This window comes from Burkholderia sp. AU31652 (genome assembly GCF_002223155.1).
Lineage (GTDB): Bacteria > Pseudomonadota > Gammaproteobacteria > Burkholderiales > Burkholderiaceae > Burkholderia.
The window spans coordinates 342,870-362,395 of record NZ_NKFG01000007.1 but is presented as its reverse complement, the minus strand read 5'-3'; the positions used below and the strand labels follow the sequence as shown (position 1 = coordinate 362,395).

At 69.0% G+C, this 19,526-nt stretch carries 16 protein-coding genes; 8 read left to right on the top strand and 8 right to left on the bottom strand.

Annotation, left to right across the window (positions count from 1 at the left end; genetic code table 11):
• Positions 1-80 precede the first annotated feature (80 nt).
• The 4 genes from CFB40_RS33615 (at position 81) to CFB40_RS33600 (ending at position 4,557) form a co-directional block, all read left to right on the top strand.
• A complete protein-coding gene (locus CFB40_RS33615) occupies positions 81-632 on the top strand; it encodes a tetratricopeptide repeat protein (RefSeq protein ID WP_256976956.1) in 552 nt (183 codons plus the stop codon).
• A gap of 91 nt (positions 633-723) precedes the next feature.
• The gene (locus tag CFB40_RS33610) at positions 724-1,173 is read left to right on the top strand and encodes a GNAT family N-acetyltransferase (protein WP_089433752.1); all 450 of its coding nucleotides are present in this window, start codon (positions 724-726) and stop codon (positions 1,171-1,173) included.
• A gap of 112 nt (positions 1,174-1,285) precedes the next feature.
• On the top strand, positions 1,286-2,707 hold the full coding sequence (locus CFB40_RS33605) for an HD domain-containing phosphohydrolase (RefSeq protein ID WP_089433751.1): 1,422 nt from the start codon (positions 1,286-1,288) through the stop codon (positions 2,705-2,707).
• A gap of 80 nt (positions 2,708-2,787) precedes the next feature.
• Positions 2,788-4,557 carry a histidine kinase gene (locus CFB40_RS33600; RefSeq protein ID WP_089433750.1) on the top strand — a complete coding sequence of 590 codons (1,770 nt, stop codon included), beginning with the start codon at positions 2,788-2,790 and terminating at the stop codon, positions 4,555-4,557.
• Positions 4,558-4,603: 46 nt separating this feature from the next.
• Here the strand turns inward: CFB40_RS33600 and CFB40_RS33595 are convergent, their stop codons facing one another.
• From CFB40_RS33595 to CFB40_RS33585, 3 genes are all read right to left on the bottom strand, one after another.
• A complete protein-coding gene (locus CFB40_RS33595) occupies positions 4,604-5,707 on the bottom strand; it encodes an extracellular catalytic domain type 1 short-chain-length polyhydroxyalkanoate depolymerase (RefSeq protein ID WP_089433749.1) in 1,104 nt (367 codons plus the stop codon).
• A gap of 257 nt (positions 5,708-5,964) precedes the next feature.
• Complete coding sequence (locus CFB40_RS33590; protein WP_089433748.1) at positions 5,965-7,680, bottom strand: cobaltochelatase CobT-related protein; 1,716 nt, start codon at positions 7,678-7,680, stop codon at positions 5,965-5,967.
• A 4-nt stretch (positions 7,681-7,684) separates the two neighbouring features.
• Complete coding sequence (locus tag CFB40_RS33585; RefSeq protein WP_089433747.1) at positions 7,685-8,887, bottom strand: AAA family ATPase; 1,203 nt, start codon at positions 8,885-8,887, stop codon at positions 7,685-7,687.
• 436 nt (positions 8,888-9,323) lie between these two features.
• Between CFB40_RS33585 and CFB40_RS33580 the strand changes: the two genes are divergently transcribed.
• Positions 9,324-9,848, top strand: coding sequence for a GNAT family N-acetyltransferase (locus tag CFB40_RS33580; RefSeq protein WP_089434021.1), 525 nt, complete (start codon positions 9,324-9,326; stop codon positions 9,846-9,848).
• 70 nt (positions 9,849-9,918) lie between these two features.
• On the opposite strand, the gene CFB40_RS33575 is transcribed toward CFB40_RS33580, so the two are convergent.
• Together CFB40_RS33575 and CFB40_RS33570 are read right to left on the bottom strand one after the other, a co-directional pair.
• The gene (locus CFB40_RS33575) at positions 9,919-11,142 is read right to left on the bottom strand and encodes an ATP-grasp domain-containing protein (protein WP_089433746.1); all 1,224 of its coding nucleotides are present in this window, start codon (positions 11,140-11,142) and stop codon (positions 9,919-9,921) included.
• 49 nt (positions 11,143-11,191) lie between these two features.
• Positions 11,192-12,136 (bottom strand): hypothetical protein, encoded by a 945-nt coding sequence (locus tag CFB40_RS33570; protein ID WP_089433745.1) that lies wholly within the window; start codon positions 12,134-12,136, stop codon positions 11,192-11,194.
• Positions 12,137-12,303: 167 nt separating this feature from the next.
• Here CFB40_RS33570 and CFB40_RS33565 point away from each other — a divergent pair, with 167 nt between their 5' ends.
• On the top strand, positions 12,304-13,179 hold the full coding sequence (locus tag CFB40_RS33565; RefSeq protein WP_089433744.1) for a LysR family transcriptional regulator: 876 nt from the start codon (positions 12,304-12,306) through the stop codon (positions 13,177-13,179).
• 52 nt (positions 13,180-13,231) lie between these two features.
• Here the strand turns inward: CFB40_RS33565 and CFB40_RS33560 are convergent, their stop codons facing one another.
• On the bottom strand, positions 13,232-14,500 hold the full coding sequence (locus CFB40_RS33560) for an ATP-grasp domain-containing protein (protein WP_089433743.1): 1,269 nt from the start codon (positions 14,498-14,500) through the stop codon (positions 13,232-13,234).
• Positions 14,501-14,544: 44 nt separating this feature from the next.
• A complete protein-coding gene (locus CFB40_RS33555) occupies positions 14,545-15,990 on the bottom strand; it encodes an MFS transporter (RefSeq protein ID WP_089429738.1) in 1,446 nt (481 codons plus the stop codon).
• 435 nt (positions 15,991-16,425) lie between these two features.
• On the opposite strand from CFB40_RS33555, the gene CFB40_RS33545 reads away from it, so the two are divergent.
• Both CFB40_RS33545 and CFB40_RS33540 read left to right on the top strand, forming a co-directional pair.
• A complete protein-coding gene (locus CFB40_RS33545) occupies positions 16,426-17,544 on the top strand; it encodes a TauD/TfdA family dioxygenase (RefSeq protein WP_089433742.1) in 1,119 nt (372 codons plus the stop codon).
• A gap of 99 nt (positions 17,545-17,643) precedes the next feature.
• Complete coding sequence (locus tag CFB40_RS33540; protein ID WP_089433741.1) at positions 17,644-18,582, top strand: ABC transporter substrate-binding protein; 939 nt, start codon at positions 17,644-17,646, stop codon at positions 18,580-18,582.
• Between the two features lie 28 nt (positions 18,583-18,610).
• Here CFB40_RS33540 and CFB40_RS33535 read toward each other — a convergent pair whose 3' ends face one another.
• The gene (locus CFB40_RS33535) at positions 18,611-19,501 is read right to left on the bottom strand and encodes an AidA/PixA family protein (RefSeq protein ID WP_089433740.1); all 891 of its coding nucleotides are present in this window, start codon (positions 19,499-19,501) and stop codon (positions 18,611-18,613) included.
• Positions 19,502-19,526: the final 25 nt, after the last annotated feature.

Sequence of the window (19,526 nt, the reverse complement as noted above, 5' to 3'; positions counted from 1 at the left end):
ATGCGACAAGCGACGCGCCCGGGCAGACGACGGTGCGCCGAAAGTCGCGGCACGCGCGTCATGCAGCTCGAGTATGCTGGATGAAGGCCGGCCGGATCGGCGATCAGGACGGCAAAACTGCAAACAATCACCGCGATCGTATCGCAACCACTGGCCGCACCGGGCCGACTTCAACTCGGAAACAGGGACTCGACATGGCAGAACTGGACAACGCGCTGTACGAACGGATCGGCGCGCTGAGCGACGCGGGCGATGCGTTGATGGAAGACGGCGACTACGCAGGCGCGCTCGAGAAATTCTGGGCGGGATTCGACCTGCTTCCCGAACCCAAGACCAACTGGGAAGCCGGCACGTGGTTAATGGCCGCCATCGGCGACGTGAATTTCCATCAAGAGAACTACGCGGCCGGACGCGACAATCTCGCCCAGTCGATGCATTTCCCCAACGCGATCGGCAACCCGTTCCTGCACCTGAGGCTCGGTCAGTGCCAGTTCGAGCTGGGCGATCTCGATCGCGCGGCCGACGAACTGATGCGCGCCTATGCGAGCGGCGGGCCGGAACTGTTCGAGGACGAGGACGGCAAGTACCTGCGATTCCTGGCGACGCGGGCAGACGGCATCGAGACGCCCTGACGCGCGTGGTTCGTGCCGGCCGGCGTCGCGAGCAGGCTTCGACGCCCGCGCCGGGATGCCGGGCTTTTCTCCGCATGAGCACAACTTGCCAATGAACCTGACCTTTCCCCTCGCCACCCGATCCGACGCCGAGACGCTGGTCGCCATCCGCATCGCCGCGATGCGTGACAGCCTCGAACGCATCGGTCGCTTCGATCCCCAGCGTGCGCGCGACCGGTTTCTCGCGTCGTTCGATCCGGCGCGATGTCGCTTGATCGAAGTCGACGGCGTGAGCGCGGGCTTTTTCGTGGTCCGGCCGCAGGAGGATCACTGGCTGCTCGACCATCTGTACATCGTGCCCGAGCATCAGGGAAAGGGGATCGGCGCGGCGGTGCTGCGCAAGATCTTTGCCGACGCCGATTCGCAGCAGGTGCCCGTTCGCGTCGGCGCGCTGCGCGGCAGCGATTCGAACCGCTTCTATGCCCGGCACGGCTTCGTGCAGGCCGACGAAGCGGAGTGGGACATCTATTACGTGCGCGCACCGGGTTCGGCGACGGTGTAGATCGCGTTCGCGGTGTGATTCGGGAGAGCGCGTCAGCGTTTTCCCGGATACGGAATGCGCGGCGCATGCCGATGATGCAGAGAGAATACAAATACATGATCCGAGGCCAATCATGACGACATCTGCAACAAACGGACCGAATGCGGTATCGCCTGAAACGACCGGGGCGGCAGCGACATCCGACGATGCGGGTGGCGTACCGACGATCCTGCTGGTCGACGACGAGCCGAGCGTGCTGTCGGCGCTCAGCCGCGTGTTCCGTCCCGCCGGCTACGCGATCCTGACCGCGGAAAGCGGCGAGGCGGCCCTCGAGATCCTGGCGTCGACCGAAGTCGACCTGATCGTGTCCGACATGCGGATGCCGGGCATGAGCGGCGCGGAGTTTCTGGCTCGCGCACGGGCGCTCTACCCGGACACGATGCGCATCCTGCTGACCGGCTATGCGGAGATCGCGTCGGTCGTGCAGGCCGTCAACGACGGCGGCGTCTATCGCTACCTGAACAAGCCGTGGGACGACCACGACCTGCTGCTGACCATCGAACACGCACTGGAGCAGCGGCACTTGCGGCGCGAAGCGGCCCGGCTGGCCGCGCTGACGGAAGCGCAGAACGAAGCGCTGCGCCGTTTCAACACGGAACTCGAAACGCAGGTGCGCGCACGCACGGAGGAACTCGGCCAGACCGTGATGTTCCTCGAAGCCGCGCAACGCGACCTGAAAAGCAGCTTCACCGCGATGGTCCAGGTCTGCGCGAGCATGATCGAGATACGCTGCGGGTCGGCCAGCGGTCACGCGATGCGGGTCGGCGAGATCGCACGGCGGCTCGCGCTGGCGTCCGGGATGAGCGAGCTGCATGCGCAGGACGTCTATTTCGCGGGGCTGCTGCACGGCATCGGCAAGTTGTCGCTGCCGGACGAATTGCTGCGCAAGCCGCTCGCGAAGATGACGGCGGAAGAGCACGGCCTGTTCCTGCAGCATCCGCTGCGCGCGCAGATGGTGCTGACACCGGTCGCGCAACTGCACAAGGTCGCGTCGATCGTGCTGCACCAGTACGAGCGCTTCAACGGACGCGGCACGCCGGACGGCCTGGCGGGCGACACGATCCCGCTCGGCTCGCGAATCCTGGCGATCGCGCGCGACTTCGAAGGGCTGCGCAATGGCGACATCGGCGCGCCGCATTCGGTCGAGCAGGCGCTCGACGCGTTGCGCTCGCAGGCCGGCGTGCGTTACGACCCGCGAATCGTCGACGGCCTGACCGAACTGATGCGGGACCCGGCGAGCCTCGGCATCGCGGCGTCCGTCGCGGAGGTCAAGTCCGCGCAGCTGCGCGAGGGGATGCAGCTCGCCGACGATCTGCGCACGCATCGCGGCGTGCTGCTGATGACCAAGGGCAGCGTGATGTCGGCGCACCAGATCGAGCTCGTGCGCCGCTTCGAGACGCGCGAGGGGACGTCGTTCGACATCCTCGTGCTGGCCGGCCAGACTGCGGCGAAGCCGGCGCAGAGCGCGCCGAATGCGGGGGCGGCGCCGGCCTGAGCCCGGCCGCGCGGCCTGATGGCCGCGGCGCACGACTGCGCGCCGCGGCAACGCACTCACCTCGATCCGGGCGCTCGATCATGTACGGCACCTACCATCTCCCGCTCGTCCTGCTGTCGCTCGCGATCGCGACGCTGGCCTCGTATACGACACTCGACCTGGCCGCCTTCATTTCGCTGCTCGACAACCCGAAGCTCAAGCGTGCGTGGCTGGGCGGCGGCGCGGTGGCCATGGGCACCGGCATCTGGTCGATGCATTTCGTCGGCATGCTCGCGTTTTCGCTGCCGATTCCGCTCGGCTATGCATGGCCGGATACGGGCGCGTCGCTGGCGATTGCCGTGCTCGTGTCGTACTTCGCGCTGACGGTCGTCACGCGCGCACGGCTGGGCTGGCGGCGGCTGCTCGTGGGCGGCGCGCTGATGGGCGCCGGGATTGCCGGCATGCATTACGCGGGGATGGCCGCGATGCGCATGGAACCCGGCATCCGCTACGATGCCGCGCTGTTCGCCGCGTCGATCGGCATCGCGGTGATCGCGTCGACGGCCGCGCTCTGGATCGCGCAGGCGTTGCGCGTGCAGCAGGCGCGCCATGCGACCGCCCAGCGGGTCGGTGCGGCTTTCATCATGGGTGTCGGCATCACCGGCATGCACTACACGGCGATGGCGGCCGCGCATTTCGCGCCGGACGCGCGGTGCGGGGCCGCGAACGGGGTCGATACGCCCTGGCTCGCGACGACGGTCACGCTGTTCACGACGGGAACCCTGGTCGTCACGCTGTTGCTGACCCGATTCGATGCGCGCACAACTTTCCTGCGCGGGATGACCGACACGCTCGAGCGGCTCGTGCGCTTGCGTACCGTCGAACTGGAACGCGCGCTGCATCGCTACGAGCAGACGACGGCGATGCTGCAGCGCACGCGCGAGAACATGGCGACCGAGATCGACGAACGCAAGGCCGCGCAGGCGCGGCTCGAACAGGAGAAGGACGAGCAGCGGCGCCTGCTGCATGTGCTCGAGGAAACCCACGTGCAACTACTGCAGTCGGAAAAGCTCGCGTCGATCGGTCAGCTCGCGGCCGGTGTCGCGCACGAGATCAACAATCCGATCGGCTTCGTCAGTGCGAACCTCAACACGTTGAAGACATGGGTGCGCAGTCTGCTCGACGTGATCGCCGCGCATGAAGCCGCGCTGCCGCAACTCGACCCGGCCGCGCGCGATGCGCTGGCGGCGACGGGCCGCGCGGCGGACCTGGACTACGTGCGCGGCGAGATCGAGACGCTGATCGACGAATCGATCGACGGCGCGCTGCGCGTGCGGCGCATCGTGCAGGACTTGCGCGATTTCTCGCGCCCGGCCAGCGACGAGTGGAGCGTGGTCGATCTCCGCGCGGGCCTGGAAAGCACGCTCAACGTCGTCCACAACGAACTCAAGTACAAGGCCGACATCGTGCGCGATTACGGTGAGGTGCCGCAGGTCGAATGCCTGCCGTCGCAGTTGAACCAGGTGTTCATGAACCTGCTGGTAAACGCGGCGCACGCGATTCCCGAGCGCGGCGTGATCACGATCCGCACATCGAGCGACGGCGAGCAGGTGTCGATCGCGATCAGCGACACCGGGACGGGGATGACGCCCGACGTCGTCCGGCGGATCTTCGATCCGTTCTTCACGACGAAGCCGGTCGGGCAGGGCACGGGGCTGGGCTTGTCGGTATCGCATGGCATCGTCAAGCGCCATCGCGGCACCATCGACGTGACGAGCGAGCCCGGGCGGGGCACGACGTTCTGCGTCCGGATCCCGATCCGGCGCGCCGGCGAGCGCGAGAACACGGCGGAGCTGGCGCACCGGGCGTGATCGCGTGACGGCGCCGCGTGCCGCGGGCCGGCGCGGTTGTCGCACGTCATCGCAGCCGCTTGCGGCGTTGGCGACGAAAGAATTGCCAGAACATCGCGGTGGCGTCCGGCCCCGTGGCGGAATGAAACGGCTCGCGCGGGTCGCCGCCGCTCCACGCATGCGGCAGCCGGCGGACGATGCAGACCCGGACGACGAGACGCCCGGCCTTGAGATAGTCGACATAGTCGGCATCGTCGCGCGCATAGGTGCGTTGCTCGCCCACCCGCATCGCGCCGTGCTCGTCGACGAGCCGGTTGAGCCGCGCGAACGCGATGCCGAGCTGCGTCGCGTTCCGGTCGGTCACGACCGTATCGAGTGCGCCGTGCATGACGAGGGCCGGCATGCCGGGATAGGACGCGACGTCGGTGCACGCATCGACCGCGCATATCGGGTCGTCGCGCAGGCCACGACGCATCAGGTTCATCGCCGCCAACGTCGACGACGACGGGGCGATGGCCGGGCCGGAGTGCAGGCCGACGGCCGCGAAGCGGTCGGGATACCGGATGGCCAGTGCCGCGGCGAGCCCGGCTCCGGCGGACATGCCGGCCAGGTAGATCCGGTCGCGGTCGAAGCCGTGCTGTCGCACGATGGCGTCGACCAGCGACGTGACGGCCGCGGCTTCCGACTGCGTCGCGTCGCCATGCCAGTGCCAGCAGCGGTGCGCATGCGCGGTCTTGGCCTGTTCGGGGAACAGCACGGCGAACCCCGAGCGCTCGGCGAGACGGCACATGCGCGTGCCCGCGGCAAACGATTCGGCACTCTGCTTGCAGCCGTGCAGCATGACGACGACCGGCATGCCGGCTGTCGTCGCCGGTGCGGCGGGGAGATACAACGCGTAGGCAAGATGGTTCACGTAGCGGCCGGCACTCGGGCCGGCGGAATGAAACGAGCGGAGCCACGTGCCGGGCGCCTTGTCCGCCGGGGCGCGGGCCGGATGCACGGTGCCGGTGCGTCTGGCGGGACGCACGGTGGCGGCCGGCCGGGCGACCGGCTTGACCGCCCGCTTGGCGGCCGGTCGCGGCTTGCTCGTGCGCTTCGTCGGGCGCGCGCCGGCGGCGACGGAGAGCAGTTCGAGGGGCCGCAACCAGAGGCTGGTTTTTTTCCTGGGCATGTGCAGTTTCGTGCCGGCGGCCGACCGTGGCAGGAAGATGCGGCCGACTCCGCCGTCGCGTTGACAATCGAAAGGGGGCGCGGAGCAAGGATCGTGCTGCCGGCCGCGTGCACATCGAAACCGGTCGGCCGGTCGAATGCAACGGAACGCGGGATCCTGCGTCATCGCGGCGATTCGAGTCGGCCATCGGCGATGCTAACCGTCCGATGTGACGCGCCGGCGAATCGAAGTGTGCTTCGACCCTGTCGCGCGCGAGGCTAGCGCCGATCCAGCAGTGTATCGCTCAATACACTGAACGCCGCGCCCGGCAATTCATGCAGATGCTCGACCACGCTGCTGACCGGATAGAAGGTCTCCACCGCATCGTCGAGTATCCCGACACCGATCAGTTCGACGCGCCGCTCGTGCAGCGCGTCGACGCGGGCACGCAGGTCGGTGCGCAGGATCGCCGGGTTGCCGTCGCCGGTGGCCGGATAGCCGTCCGACAGCACCATCAGGATTCGCCGCCGCGCCCGCTTCGCCAGCAGCCGCTCGGCGGCCCAGCTCAACGCCTCGCCGTCGGGATTCTCGTGGCCGCATTCGATGCACGCGAGGCCGCTCGGGTTGTCGGAATCGAACCGCTTGTAGACGCGCAGGTCGAGCCGTTCGACGAACCGGTTATAGCCGAAGGTGTCGCGGCCGGCGTCGATCCAGCGCTGGTAGTGCGCGCGCATCGCCGCGTCTTCGACGGAGCTGTAGCCGAGCACTTCGCACGCGAAGCCGAGCTGCGTCAGCGCATCGCACAGCGCTGACGCGCACAGCCTGGCGAGTTCGATCTTCCTGCCGGCCATCGACCCGCTGCAATCGATCAGCAGGCTGACGGCCGCGTCGCGCCCGGGTGCGGCGCGCCGGATGCGGAATGGCGTGCGATAGCCGGGCGACGTGACGAGGCGGGCGAGCGACATCCGGTCGAGCTCGCCGCGTTCCTGTTCGCGTTTCCAGCGCGTCTGCTCGTCCACTTTCAACGCCCGTTCGAGTCGTAGCTTGAGCGGCTCGGTCTGCGCGCGGGCCGCGCTTCGCAGGCGGTGCCAGCGCGCCGGTTCGCCGTTGCCGGTGAAGTCCGTCACCGTGTCGAACGCGGTGGTCAGCGGGACCGACAGCAGCGGCCGGCTGTCCGCGGACAGGCGGATCGTGCCGGGCATCGCATCGGCCGGCGTCGGTGCTTCGGTGGACGATGCCGTGTCGGCGATCGCACCGGCGCCCGATTCGGCGGAAACGGGCGCGCGTGAGTCGTCCGGCGCGCGCTGTCCGTCCGATTCGAATTCGGCGGCGATGCTGTCGCTGTCGATCGTGCTGCCCGTATCGGCCGTGAACATCATGTTGTTCGCACCGGCCGACGCCAGCGCGCGCACGCGTTCGACGATCCGGCGTGCGGCGCGGATGCTGTCGGCGGTCGACGTGGCTGCACGCGCTGCGTCGACGAGATCGCCCGATGCAGCCATCGTCGCGTCGAGCGACGGCATGCGCTCGATGGAAGGCGGCGGTTCGTCCCATAGCGCCCGTTCGATGCGCCACACCAGCCTGTCGCGCCATGCCATGCGAGGCCACCGATGGCGCACGTCGGCGGCCGTCGCCGCGCGCATCCGCCGCAGGAACGTCATCGCACCGGGATAGATCGCAGCGAGGCAGCCGGCCGCGCGCCGGTCGTCGATCGCCTGCGCAATGGCCTGCACCGCGGGCGACGACAGTGCGGCAATGTCATCGATTGCACCGAAGCGGATGCGCGCTGCATGGAGGTCGACGAGGCCGGTGATCGCATCGTCGTCGACGTCGACATCGGCGTCGCCGGCGAGCAGCGTGTCGGGCAGCACCAGCAAGTCGTGCCGCGCGACCGGCCCGTGGCGTGCAAACCGCACCTCGATGCCGTGCCGTTGCGTGAGCGTGCGGGCCAGCCGGGTCAGGTGGAGCGACCGCGCGTCGTCGTCCCGGTCCATCGCGTCAGGCCTCGACGTCGATGTAGTGGCGGATGATGCTGCGGATCAGGTCGGCGTCTTCCGCGCCGACCTTCGCATAGATCGTCGGGCCGGCGGCCGATTCGGGATCGCCGGTGCGCAGCATCAGCTCGGCCCAGTCGATCAGGCGTCGCGTCGAGAACGCGCTGGCCAGATCCTCGCGGACGAACGCGGCGCGGCAGTCGGCCGCGATGGCCGCGAGCGTGTCGGCCATCGCCGCGGTCATGGCCGGGCCGAACGTGCGCTGCAGCACGCGCGCCTCATCGGGCGGCGGCAGGTAGTCGAGGCGGTAGACGCGCCAGCGGTCGAGAAACGCCTCGTTCATCACGTTGGCGCCCTGGTATAGATGGCGGAACTGGCCCATCGCGCCCACCGCGTTGGCCGTCGCGAACAGCCGGAACGACGGATGCGGGACGACGATCTCGTTGCCTTTCTCCTTCAGCAACAAGCGGCCGGCCGGTTCGAGCACGGCGGTCAGCACCGCGAGGATCGCCGGCTCCGCGAAGTCGATCTCGTCGACGATGAGCCACAGCCCTTCACGCATCGCGGTCGGCAGCACGCCGTCGACCCAGATCGTCTCGCCGCCCTTGACGGTCCAGAACCCGACGAAGTCGCCGACCGTCGTCTGCCCGTTCATGTTCGAGCGCAGTACGCCATGGCCGGCCAGCGCGGCGGCCTGCTCGATGAGGCTCGTCTTGCCCGTGCCGGTGTGGCCGATCAGCAGGATGCGCCGGTTCTCGACGATGTCTTCCAGCACGTTCGTCACGCGCGCGGTGAACAGGTAGGCCAGGTTCACCGGCGGCACGAGCGGCCCGCCCGGGCCGCGCGGCATCGGCACGCCGCCCACCTGCGCGACGTGCGCTGCGTCGCCGGCTGCCGCCGGTCGCGCCGCGTGCGCGCTTCGCAGCGCCTGCATGAACGCGCCGCGATGAGTGGGCGCCACGCGATCGCCGGCTTCACGCCGGACGAAGCCCTCCTGGATCCACTTGTGCAGCTTCGCATCGAGGTTGTCCGCATCGACGACCGTATCGACCGAGGTGCTGCCGTCAGGGCGGTGATGCTGGATGCGGTACATGTGCGCGCGTTCGGAGCGGCTGACGATCCATTGCCCGGCGGACGGGTCCGCCAGTTGACGATAGACGCCGAGTACCGACGGGGCGGAGGAGGTGGAATCAGCGGGTGCGTTCATGGTGGCGAGCGAGAGTGGGCGGCTGGCGCTTCATGCCTGCGATGCATCGCGTCGATTGTATATTTTTGCCGTGAACGCCGACATTCGCGCGGGAAGCGATTCGCTGCGATCCGGGGCGGAGCAGGCGGCGGGGCGTTGCGCCGGATCGGCGGAGCGTCGTGGGCAATGCGCTGCAGCACGATCTTTCGGCTTCCTTACTACGCCTCGAACCACGTTGCCGTGTTGATCCGCCGGCAGCGTGGCGGCTCGTTGGCCCGGGTTTTTCACGAAGACAACCCGTCATGTCGAATCGCGGGCCGTCACACCTTGATCAATCGGGTGGAATGTCAGTACCGTAGCAGGCTTGATCGCCGGGCTTCCATCGCGTGTCCCTGGGCAGCCCGGCTTGACATCCCATTGCGCGCCGGTCGATGACGCAGGCGAAGGAGTGTTGAACGTGACGGTGACAGGCGTGGACAAGGTGAGAATCCGTCGTGCCAGCGCACGCGATGCCCCGGCCGTGCTGGCGATCTTCGACGACGTGATTGCGTGGTTCGTCGCCATCGGCAACGACGGGCAATGGGGCCGCGAGCCCTGGTCGACGCAACCCCGGCGGATCGCGCTCGTGACCGACGCCTGCGCGCTGCCCGACGCGTGGGTCGCAGAGGATCAGGACGGCCGCGTCCTCGGCGCATTGATCCTCGGCGAGTCCATGCCCTACGTGCCGCCCGCGACCGAGCCGGAAATCTACGTGCGCGTGCTGGTGGCGTCGCGCGATGCGCGGGCGCGGGGTGTCGGCCGGCGCCTGATGGCCTTCGCGGACGAGCGCGCCCGGGCGGCCGGGGTGGCGCGCTTGCGGGTGGACTGCTACGGCGGCGGGACCGGCGCGCTGGTGCGTTTCTACGAGTCGTGCGGCTATGAGCGAATTTCACCCTTCGACGTGGAAGGGTGGCCGGGGCAGTTGCTGGGGCGTCGTTTGTGACGGTGCCTGACCGAAGCCACGCGGCACGACAGCGTTCGGCCGAGCCCGGGAGGGCGTGCAGTTGGCCGTTTCAAGGCGAGCCGGAAACGGCGTGCTGCCCGACGGGATTTCCGTGGGCCGACGAACCGGGATGCGCGGGCGCGCCGTCCACACCGTGCGCGACCGGCAGTGCCACCCGCACATAGAGAAACGCACGCCGCTCGCGATCGGGCAGCACCTGCGGCCCGTAACTGATCGTGACCGTGCCGTCGTGAATCTCGCCCGCCTGCGCGAAACGCCACGCGCGGGGGTCGCTGTCGAGCAGGAATTCGGCGCGCGCATACGCCTGCGGTTCGAACCGCTCGGGAATCTCCACCGGGCGTCCGTCGAGCCTGTCGAGCAACGCTTCGACCACGTTGAAGCCATAGCCGTCGCGCACGATGTCGCAGATGAAGCTGCCCGCGATGCGCGGATTCAGTTCGATCACGTGCGGCACGCCGTCGTGCACGATGCAGTCCAGGTGCACGGGCCCCCAGGTCAGCCCGGCGGCGGCCGTGGCGCGCGTCCCGACGTCGATCAGTGCGCGCAGCGTGCTCGCGTCGAGGTCGAGTTCGGACGTATAGCCGCGCTCGAGAAAGCCCGCCCCGTGCCGTTTCAGCTTGCGCAGCGCGCCGACGTACCGGCCGTCGAAATACTCGACGCAGTATTCGCTGCCGCTCAGAAATTCCTCGATCACGACGCGCTCGGTCGCGAGCGCTTGAGCGTCGGCTTGCCCGGCAGCGAGGGCGTCGAGCTGCGCACGGACCTCGGCGATGTCCTCGCAGCGCCGCACGCCGTCGCTCGCCGAGCCTTCCGACGGCTTGACGACCACCGGGAAACGCAGCGGGTCTGCCGCGGCCGCGAGCGCCGCCGGCGCGGCCAGCGTGCCCGTGACGAATTGTGCGGCCGGGATGCCGTGCGCGGCGAGCAGCGCCTTCTGGTTCGACTTCGACACCGCGTGCGCGACGTGGCGCGCATCGGGGCCGGGCAGGCCGAGCGCGTCGGCGACCCACGCGGCGGTGCGCGCGTAGGTGTCGTGCGCGGTCGTCACGCGCAGCGTGTCGATCTCGTCCGGATAGCGCGTGCGCAGCCAGCCGGCGAGCTGGCCGGCATCGGGTTCGAGGTTGATCGTCTCGACGCCCGCCGGAAAGACGCCGTCGAGACGGTGCCCGGGGGCGGTGATCACGGTCACGGCCGCTTGCCGCGCAAGCGCGCCACGCACGAGCGCGAGGCTGCTGCCGGTGGCGCGGGCGCCGATCACGATGAGTCGCTTCATGCTGGATCCTTGATCGAGGGCGGAAGAGGGGAACGGCATCGCGTGCCGGCTAGCGTGCGCGGCGGCGCAGGCGCTGTGCTTCGAGGCGCGGCAGCAGATGCTGGACGACGCGCGGCAGCGTGTAGATCGGCAGCTGCGCGCAGGTGAACACGAGCGCCATGGTGGGCGTCGCCGCGAGCCCGAGCGCGGCCCACATCAGGCCGACGTTGCGATTGGCGACGATCAGCGCGACATTGAGCCGCGTGCGGACGTCGCCGGGCGTGAGCCCGTACGCGATGACCTGGAAGCCCGCGTTGACGGCGAACGCGAGGGCGATCGCGGTCAGCGCGCGGTGCGGCGCGTCGATGATCGATTGCTGCATGCCGGCCATCGTGCCGAGCGCGAACACCAGCAGCGCAACGACGACGGTTGCATCGATCGGTGTCGCATAGCGGTCGAGCCGGGCGCCGGCGAAGCGCCGCACGAGCAGCGCAACGCCCTCGGCGCTGCCGATCAGCAGCGCGAGCCGCACCGCGAGATTCAGCGGCGAGATCGACACGGCCGCATCGTGGCTGAACCAGGCCGTCAGCAGCGGCGCGGTGAGCGGGACGAACACCATCGATGCGAGGGTCGCGACGAGCGCGACGCTCGCGTCGAGCGACAGCATCCGCGCGATCGTCGACGTGCCGCTCGACGGCGGCGCGCAGTACGCGATCACCAGCGCGACGACCCAGTCGTACGGCATGCCGGCGAGCCGCGCGGCGATGCCGAGCGCGACCGGGCACGCGATCATCGTCGCGGCGGGCAGCAGCAGCGACACGGCCGGCCGCCGCGCGACCGCGCGCACCGCGCTGGGCTCGACGCGCAGCAGCGTGCCGAGCACGAACAGGAACACGGTGACGGGCATCAGCGGTCGCGCGAGAGCCGCGAGCGGCGGCACCAGCAGCCCGAGGCCGACGCCGCACGCGAGCACGGTCGGGCCGCGCCGCACCAGCGCGGCGATCAGCGTGCGCACGGGCGAGCCTCGGGACGACGGCGGACGGTCGTACGACCTGGGCAGGCGGAGAAGGGCATGCGGATTCCTCGGGAGCGGGCCGTCGGGCACCGGGTATCCGCAAGGCTAATTCGGATTTTTGGCGAAGTAAAATGATATAACTGCGATCAGTAACAAGAGAAAGTGATATGAACATCCCTCTGCTCGAAACCTTCCGGGCCGTCGTTCAGGAAGGCAGCGCGCTGCGCGCGGCCGAACGGCTCGGCTGCACGCAGTCGAACGTCACCGCGCGGCTGCGCCTGCTCGAAGCGTCGCTCGACGCGCCGCTGTTCGACCGGCACGGCAAGCGGCTGGTGCTGAACGACGCCGGGCGTCGGCTGATTCCGTATTGCGATCGCATCCTGCGCCTCGTCGACGAAGCGACGCAGGTGGTGCGCGAGGCACCGGTCGCGCGCAGCTTTCGGCTCGGCTCGATGGAAAGCACGGCGGCCACGCGGCTGCCGGCGCTCGCCGCTGCATTGAAGGCGCGCGACCCGGCGCTCGGCCTTGCGGTGCAGATCGGCAGCGAACCGGATCTGGCCGATGCACTGCTGCGCGGCCGGATCGACGCCGCGCTCACCGCGCGCGCGGTCGTGCGCCCCGGGTTGCGCTACGAGCCGGCGTTCGCCGAAGAGATGGTGCTGGTGAGCGCGACCACGGCCACGCGGCGGCAGGTGCTGGCCGACAACCCGGTGCGGCTGCTCGCGTTTCACGACGGTTGCCCGTATCGCGCGGTCGCGGAGCACTGGCTGAAGGCGCGCGGCATCGCGATCGAGTCGGTGGCGTCGTTCGGCACGTTCGGCGCGATCCTCGGCTGCGTGGCGGCCGGCATGGGCGTCGCGATCCTGCCGAAGCGGATCACGACCGAGCACGTGGCGCGCAAGGAACTGCGGGCGCATTCGTTCGACGATCTCGACATTGTGACGACTTATCTCGTCACGTCCGAGGAAGCGCCTGAGCTGCCCGAGCTCGATACATTGCGTGCGGTGCTGGGGCGGCAGGCGGGGGCGCTGCTCGGGCGCTAGCGGGGCGCAACTCGGCGCGCCGCACCGCGCCGCACGCGCGGTGCCGATCGCGCTACGCCGGCGCAACCGCCCGTTCATCCGCGAAGAATTCAGCCTCGATCTCGCGAATCCGCCGGCAATCCTCCAGCAGCCGCTCGAACGTCGGGCTGTACAGGCCGACGGTGCCGAGCGCTGTCTGCAGGTCGGTCGTCACGCGCAGCGTGTCGCCCACCCTCGCCCATTGCTTGAGCCCGACGAACGACGGCAGCGCCTGGATCGCCTGCCACGTGAAGTCCTGCCGCAGCACGCCGTTGCGCGACGACAGCAGCAGCACGTGCCCGCAGTAACCCCGAAAATCCGTCGGTGCGGCGACGTCACCGAACAGCCGCTCCGGATGCAGCACCGCTTCCACGGCAGCCGACACATGATTCTCGCCGCTGACCGCGCTCGTCAGCCGCGGATCGAGGCTGCCGTGCAGTCGCGCGTTCAGCTCGACGATCGTCGGGCCGTCGGCGGTATCGAACAGTTCGAGATGGGTCGGCCCGAAGCGCACGTCCAGCGCGTCGAGCACGGCGGCCGCGTAGTCGAGCAGCGGCGCGTAGCGCGGATCGGCGTGATTCAGCACCAGCATCTTGTCGAGCCGCGGCGCATGCGTGCGGTCGCGGTGCACTTCCCACAGGCTGACCACCCGGTGGCGGCCTTCGAACGACACCGAATCGATGATGTATTCCTGCCCCTCCGAATAGCTCTGGATCACGATGTCGTCGTTCGGCTGGTTGTACAGCGAACGGGTGGCCAGCACGTCGCGCGCGGCGGCCTCGACCTGATCGAGCGTCCGGCAGATCTTCACGCCGGTCACGCCCGCGCTGCGCGCCGGCTTCACCACGAGCGGCAGCTTGCCGTACGCGCGTGCCCATTCGAGTGCGGCGTCGACCGACGTGCTGTGGAAATGGGCCGGGGCACGCAGGCCGGCCTGGCGAATCCGCTCGTTCATCGCGTACTTGTCGCGCCGCGCGGCCGACGTCGCGAGCGGATTGCGCGTCGGCACGTCGAGCCGTTCGGCGAGCGTGTCGGCCAGCTCCAGCGCCGCGTCGAGGCCGTGCAGCACCGCGCCGATCCGCAGGTCGCTCAACTGCGCGAGCGTCGCGTCGATATCGCCGTGATGCTGGACCTGGCGGATATAGTCGGACGGGACGAACTGGTTCCGGTAGATTTCCGGCAGGTCGGGGTCGCTGATCACGTGCGCGCAACGGATGCCGTAGGCGCGGAACGCGGGCGCCAGATAGGCGGCTGTCGACGCGCCGTCGACGATCAGGACGGTATCGATGAAGCGGTGCGGCATGGATTCCTCGCTGGGCTGTGGGATCGGTTGAAGGGGGCTTGGGCTCAGGCCCGCGGGCCGCTATCGGGCGCATTGCTGGGCGCATCGCCGGGCCAGCGCGCGGCCAGCACGATGCAGAGGGCGACGAGCACGGCCGCGACCGCGAACCCGCGTGCCGCGCCGGCCACGATCGCCGCGCCCTGGCCCGCGACCAGTGCGCCGAGCGCCGCGACGCCGACGGCTGCGCCCACCTGGCGCGCGGTATTGAGGATCGCCGACGCGGTGGCCGCGCGGCCGGCCTCGACGCTGCCGAGCATCGTCGAGGTCAGCGCGGGAATCGCGATCCCGCCGCCGATCGCCATCGCCGCGAGCCCGGGCGCCAGCAGCGCATACGGCGTGTGCGCGCCGAGCGTCTGCCACAGCCACACGTAGCCCGCGAGCGATACGGCGAGGCCGACGATGACGGTCGCGCGGAAGCCATGGCGGACGGCGAGACGCGCGCTCGCGATGTTGGCGAGCATGATGATCGTGAGCGGCGCGAGCGCGAGCCCCGACTCGGTCGCGGTGAAGCCGCGCGCGTTCTGGAAATAGAGGCTCAGCGAGAAGATCAGCCCGTAGAACGCGGCATTCGTGACCGCGCCGATCGCGAGCACGCCCGGCACGCGCGCGATCCGGAAGAAGGCGAGCTGCAGCATCGGCGCGGCCACGCGCCGCTCGATCGCGACGAACAGCGCGCCGAGCACGACCGACGCGGCCAGCGCACCGGCCGCATACGGATCGCCCACCCCCTGCGCGCCGGCCCGGATGATCCCGCCCGTCAGCAGCGCGAGCACGAGCACCGCGACGATCTGGCCGGCCGGATCGAACAGCCGCGTGCGCGCGGCGGCCGAATCGCGCACGTGGCGCAGCGTGAGCCACAGGCCGGCCGCACAGATCGGCAGATTGATGAAGAAGATCGCACGCCAGCCGAGCGAATCGATCAGCAGGCCGCCGAGCGTCGGCCCGGCCGCGCTGATCGCGCCGCCCGTCGCGCTCCACCACGCGACGGCCCGCACGCGTGCGGCGGCATCGTTGGCGCACGCGTGCGTGATGAGCGCGAGCGACGTGGGCAGGATCATCGCGGCGCCCACGCCCTGCGCGACGCGCGCGACGATCAGCGCGGCCAGCGACGGCGCGAGCGCGCAGCCGAGCGATGCCAGCAGGAACAGCGCAAGGCCGTACGCGAACAGCCGGCGGCTGCCGAAGCGGTCGGCCAGCGTGCCGGACGTCAGCAGCAGCGCGGCGAACGATAGCGTGTACGCATCGACGATCCACTGCAGCCCGTGGACGCTCGATCCGAATGAATGGCCGAGGCTCGGAATCGCGACGTTGACCACGGTCACGTCGAGCTGGACGATCGCGAAGCCAAGGCTCGCGGCCGCGACGGTCGGGAAGATCGCACGCAGCGACGTGCGGTGCGGCGGCACGCCGGCGGCTAGCGTGCGCTCGAGTGCCGGCGCGCGATCGCTCATCGTGTCCTCCGCACCGCGTGGCGGGTGGGGCGGCATGCAGCCAACGGCGCGTCGTTTCCGGGCGTACTGCGCAGCAGATGGAATCGGTTCATCTAACGGGTTTCCGTGGGGCGGAGGAAGGGCGCCGGCTGCCGATCGACGGCCGGCGCATCGTCGAATCCGACAGAAAACTAGCATCGACCCGTTAGCGAATACAAATAATAACCAGCGATTTTTTAACAACCATTCGTGTTAAGCGACGGCACGAACGACGCGGCCCGCCGCTCGCCGCGTTGCTGAACTTATATCGAAATTTTTTGTTTGCAATCGAATTAATATCATTTCGCAATGCAATGACGGTCTCCTAGTCTTGTCGAGCGCCGGGCCCCGAGGACGGCCACGCGCGGCGGTAGTGCCATGCCGCTTATCGACCTCCGATCTTTATACGAGAGACCTATGACCTATCTCGCAGATGCACGCATCGTTTTGACGGCAGCGGAATCGAGTCACATCCGGACGACGCTCGGCGCACTGGCCTATGATCCGGCCGGCGGTGCGGGCTACATCAGCGCGGTGCGCAAGCTTGCCTACACCGCGTTTCCCGACCGGGTCGTCGACGCGTTCGATCGCGCGAAGGCGCCGACCGCCGATGCGCACGGCTCGATCGAGATCGACAACCTGCCGATCGACGACGACGTGAAGGGCAGCCCGCGGTTCGAGGAAACCGGCCGCTCATTCAAGGCCGGCGTGTTGAGCGAGAACGTGCTGGTCGCGTTGAGCACGCTGGCCGGCGAGCCGTATTCGATTGCGCACGAAGGCCGCGAGCTCGTGAACAACCTCACGCCGCACAAGGCGACCGCGCGCGACTATACGGGCCTGGGCTCCGAGGTCGAACTCGATTTCCATATCGAGAACGCCGCGCAGGCGCACATGCCGGAAGGCGATACGTCGCCGTTCGCGTTGCTGCTGCTCGGCGTGCGCAGCGAAGCCGGCGGCGGCCCGTACACGCGGCTCGCCGATGCGCGTCGTGCGCTGCAGCTGCTGTCGCCGGACGATATCGCGCAACTCTACGGCGAGCACTACATCATCCGCGTGCCGTACCGGTGGCGCGGGGCCGCGCCGACGCCGCGCGACAACACCGACCTGAGCGCGGTGCTGTCGGGGCCGCTCGATGCGCCGCGCGTGACGGTCGCGTTCTATCCGGACATGGTGCTGGCGGTCAACACGCGCGCGCAGGAGGCGCTGGCCAACCTGTATCGCGCGGTGCGCGAGGTGTCGTTCGGCGTGCAGGTTCAACCGGGCAAGCTGGTGCTGATCAACAACCATTTCACGCTGCATTCGCGTGACAGCTTCGATCCGCAATACGACGAGAACGACCGGGCATTCCGCTGGGTGCAGCGCGTGTTCGTCGCGCGCAGCCTGTGGAACTTCCGCGCGTTCACGCCGCTGCAGGCGCGCGTGTTCGATCCGAAGGCGCTGTATGCGGGCGAGTCGCAAGCAACGCGCCCGTCGCCGGTCGCCCAGCCGGTGACGCAACGCGCGGCCGCGGCCGAACTCGAAGCGACGCCCGCCTGAGCGGGCCGGGAGCGCCAGGCGGCGACGGGCGGTGAACATCGTTCGGCCCGCCCGCGTTCCGCACACGCGTCATCAAAAAAACAAAGGAATCCGGAAGACATGAAAAGAACAGCATTTCCCGTTGCGCGCGTCGTTCGCGTGCTGGCCGCCGTCCTGATCGGCGGCAGCGTGGCCGCGCAGGCCGCGACGTTCGACCTGAGCCCAGAGCAGCCCGGCCGGCAGCGCGGCACCGTGAACCCCGCGGTCGAGCAGGCATTGCCGGCCGGCTTCCGGTTTGCCGAGGCGAACACGCTGACGATCGGCATCGCGCCGAACCTGCCGCCGCTCAGCACCTATGCGACCGATGCGCGAACGGTGGTCGGCTTCGATCCCGATCTCGCGCAGCTCGTCGCGGACAGCATCGGCCGCAAGCTGAAGCTCGTGCCGCTTTCGTGGGCCGACTGGCCGCTCGCGCTGCAGTCCGGCAAGGTCGACGCGGTGATCTCGAACGTGACGGTGACCGAACAGCGCAAGGAGAAATTCGACTTCTCGACCTACCGGAAGGATCAGCTCGGCTTCTACGTGAAGAACGGCAGCCGGATTGCTGCGATCCGCGAGCCGAAAGATGTTGCCGGGCTGCGCGTCGTGACCGATTCGGGCACGAACCAGGAAAAGATCCTGCTCGAGTGGAACCGGCAGAACGTCGCGCGCGGCCTCGCGCCGGTCGAGATCCAGTATTACGCGGATGCGGCCGAGCGCTGGGTCGCGCTGCAGTCGGGGCGCGTCGACACGATCTTCAGCGTGAATTCGATGCTCGCGTACCAGGCGTCGCTGCGCGGCGATGCGAAGCTGATCGGCACGGTGAGCGGCGGCTGGCCGCGCACCGCGGACATCGCGATCACGACGCGCAAGGGCAGCGGCCTCGCCGATCCGCTGACGGTCGCGATCAATGCGCTGATCGCGAACGGCAGCTACCGGAAGGTGCTCGGCCGCTGGAGCCTCGACGCCGAAGCGATCGAGCGGTCGCAGACCAATCCGCCGGGGCTGCCGCGTACCTGAACCGCCCGCGTGCCGATTGCTGCAGCGCTCACGTGATCGGCCACTGCAGGATCACGATCCCGTCGTTGTAGTCGGCATCGGCGCCGTCCTCGGCACCCAGCCAGCCGAGCCAGACGGAGTCGCCCGCGGACAGCGGCGCGAGGCGCGCATCGGTCGCGGATGGCCTGCCGTTGGCCGACGCGTCGATCCGGATCTTGCCGCCTTTCGAGTTCAGCGTGAACATCCTGACGCCGTCCTCGCTGTTGCCGACGAACGATGCGGCCGGTTCCGGCGCATCGTCGATGAAGAGTTTCAGGTCCTGCCGGTCGGCGGCATTCGCGTAGAAGATCGCCTTGAATGCCGTATTCGGCGGCAGCGTGAAGTGGCCATTGCGATCCGACGACGGTTTGAAACCGGGCTGCTTCGTGTCCGCCTGGCTCCCGGCGATCTCGATCGACGTTTCCCAGCGGAAATAGCCCGATACGGTGCCGTCGCGGTCGTATACGCCGAAATCGGCCGTACACGTGGTGGCGCCCGCGGCCAGCACGTCGCTGCGCCAGTAGTGGTCCTTCATCGGATGGCACGGCGGATGCAGCAGGTCGTCGGCATTCGGCACGGGCGTGGCCGCGTCGCGCACTTCGGGTTCGATCGGCGCGACGATGCCCGCATCCTTCAACGTGAACCGGACGAACAGCACGCTTACCTCGGCGCGCAAGGCCAGCGCGGTTTCGCGCAGGCGCAGCTGGTCGCCCGGCGACAGGCCGGTAAAGAGGCGGCTGTCGTTGTGGCCGAGCGGCGCGGCGTCGCCGGGGCTCACCACATAGAGATGCCGGCCGTCGATCACGGTCGGCGCGGCTGGATCCCGGCTTGCCTCCGGGTAGGCCGACAGCAACGTGACGGCGTCGACGATCACCAGCGCATCGCAACGAAGACCAGACATGAGCGCTTCCTCCGCAACAAGTGGA

Bases quoted from the DNA above. Each gene is read 5' to 3' on its own strand.
- CFB40_RS33615 (WP_256976956.1), top strand. From the start codon at position 81: ATGAAGGCCGGCCGGATCGGCGATCAGGACGGCAAAACTGCAAACAAT.
- CFB40_RS33610 (WP_089433752.1), top strand. From the start codon at position 724: ATGAACCTGACCTTTCCCCTCGCCACCCGATCCGACGCCGAGACGCTG.
- CFB40_RS33605 (WP_089433751.1), top strand. From the start codon at position 1,286: ATGACGACATCTGCAACAAACGGACCGAATGCGGTATCGCCTGAAACG.
- CFB40_RS33600 (WP_089433750.1), top strand. From the start codon at position 2,788: ATGTACGGCACCTACCATCTCCCGCTCGTCCTGCTGTCGCTCGCGATC.
- CFB40_RS33595 (WP_089433749.1), bottom strand. From the start codon at position 5,707: ATGCCCAGGAAAAAAACCAGCCTCTGGTTGCGGCCCCTCGAACTGCTC.
- CFB40_RS33590 (WP_089433748.1), bottom strand. From the start codon at position 7,680: ATGGACCGGGACGACGACGCGCGGTCGCTCCACCTGACCCGGCTGGCC.
- CFB40_RS33585 (WP_089433747.1), bottom strand. From the start codon at position 8,887: ATGAACGCACCCGCTGATTCCACCTCCTCCGCCCCGTCGGTACTCGGC.
- CFB40_RS33575 (WP_089433746.1), bottom strand. From the start codon at position 11,142: ATGAAGCGACTCATCGTGATCGGCGCCCGCGCCACCGGCAGCAGCCTC.
- CFB40_RS33565 (WP_089433744.1), top strand. From the start codon at position 12,304: ATGAACATCCCTCTGCTCGAAACCTTCCGGGCCGTCGTTCAGGAAGGC.
- CFB40_RS33560 (WP_089433743.1), bottom strand. From the start codon at position 14,500: ATGCCGCACCGCTTCATCGATACCGTCCTGATCGTCGACGGCGCGTCG.
- CFB40_RS33555 (WP_089429738.1), bottom strand. From the start codon at position 15,990: ATGAGCGATCGCGCGCCGGCACTCGAGCGCACGCTAGCCGCCGGCGTG.
- CFB40_RS33545 (WP_089433742.1), top strand. From the start codon at position 16,426: ATGACCTATCTCGCAGATGCACGCATCGTTTTGACGGCAGCGGAATCG.
- CFB40_RS33540 (WP_089433741.1), top strand. From the start codon at position 17,644: ATGAAAAGAACAGCATTTCCCGTTGCGCGCGTCGTTCGCGTGCTGGCC.
- CFB40_RS33535 (WP_089433740.1), bottom strand. From the start codon at position 19,501: ATGTCTGGTCTTCGTTGCGATGCGCTGGTGATCGTCGACGCCGTCACG.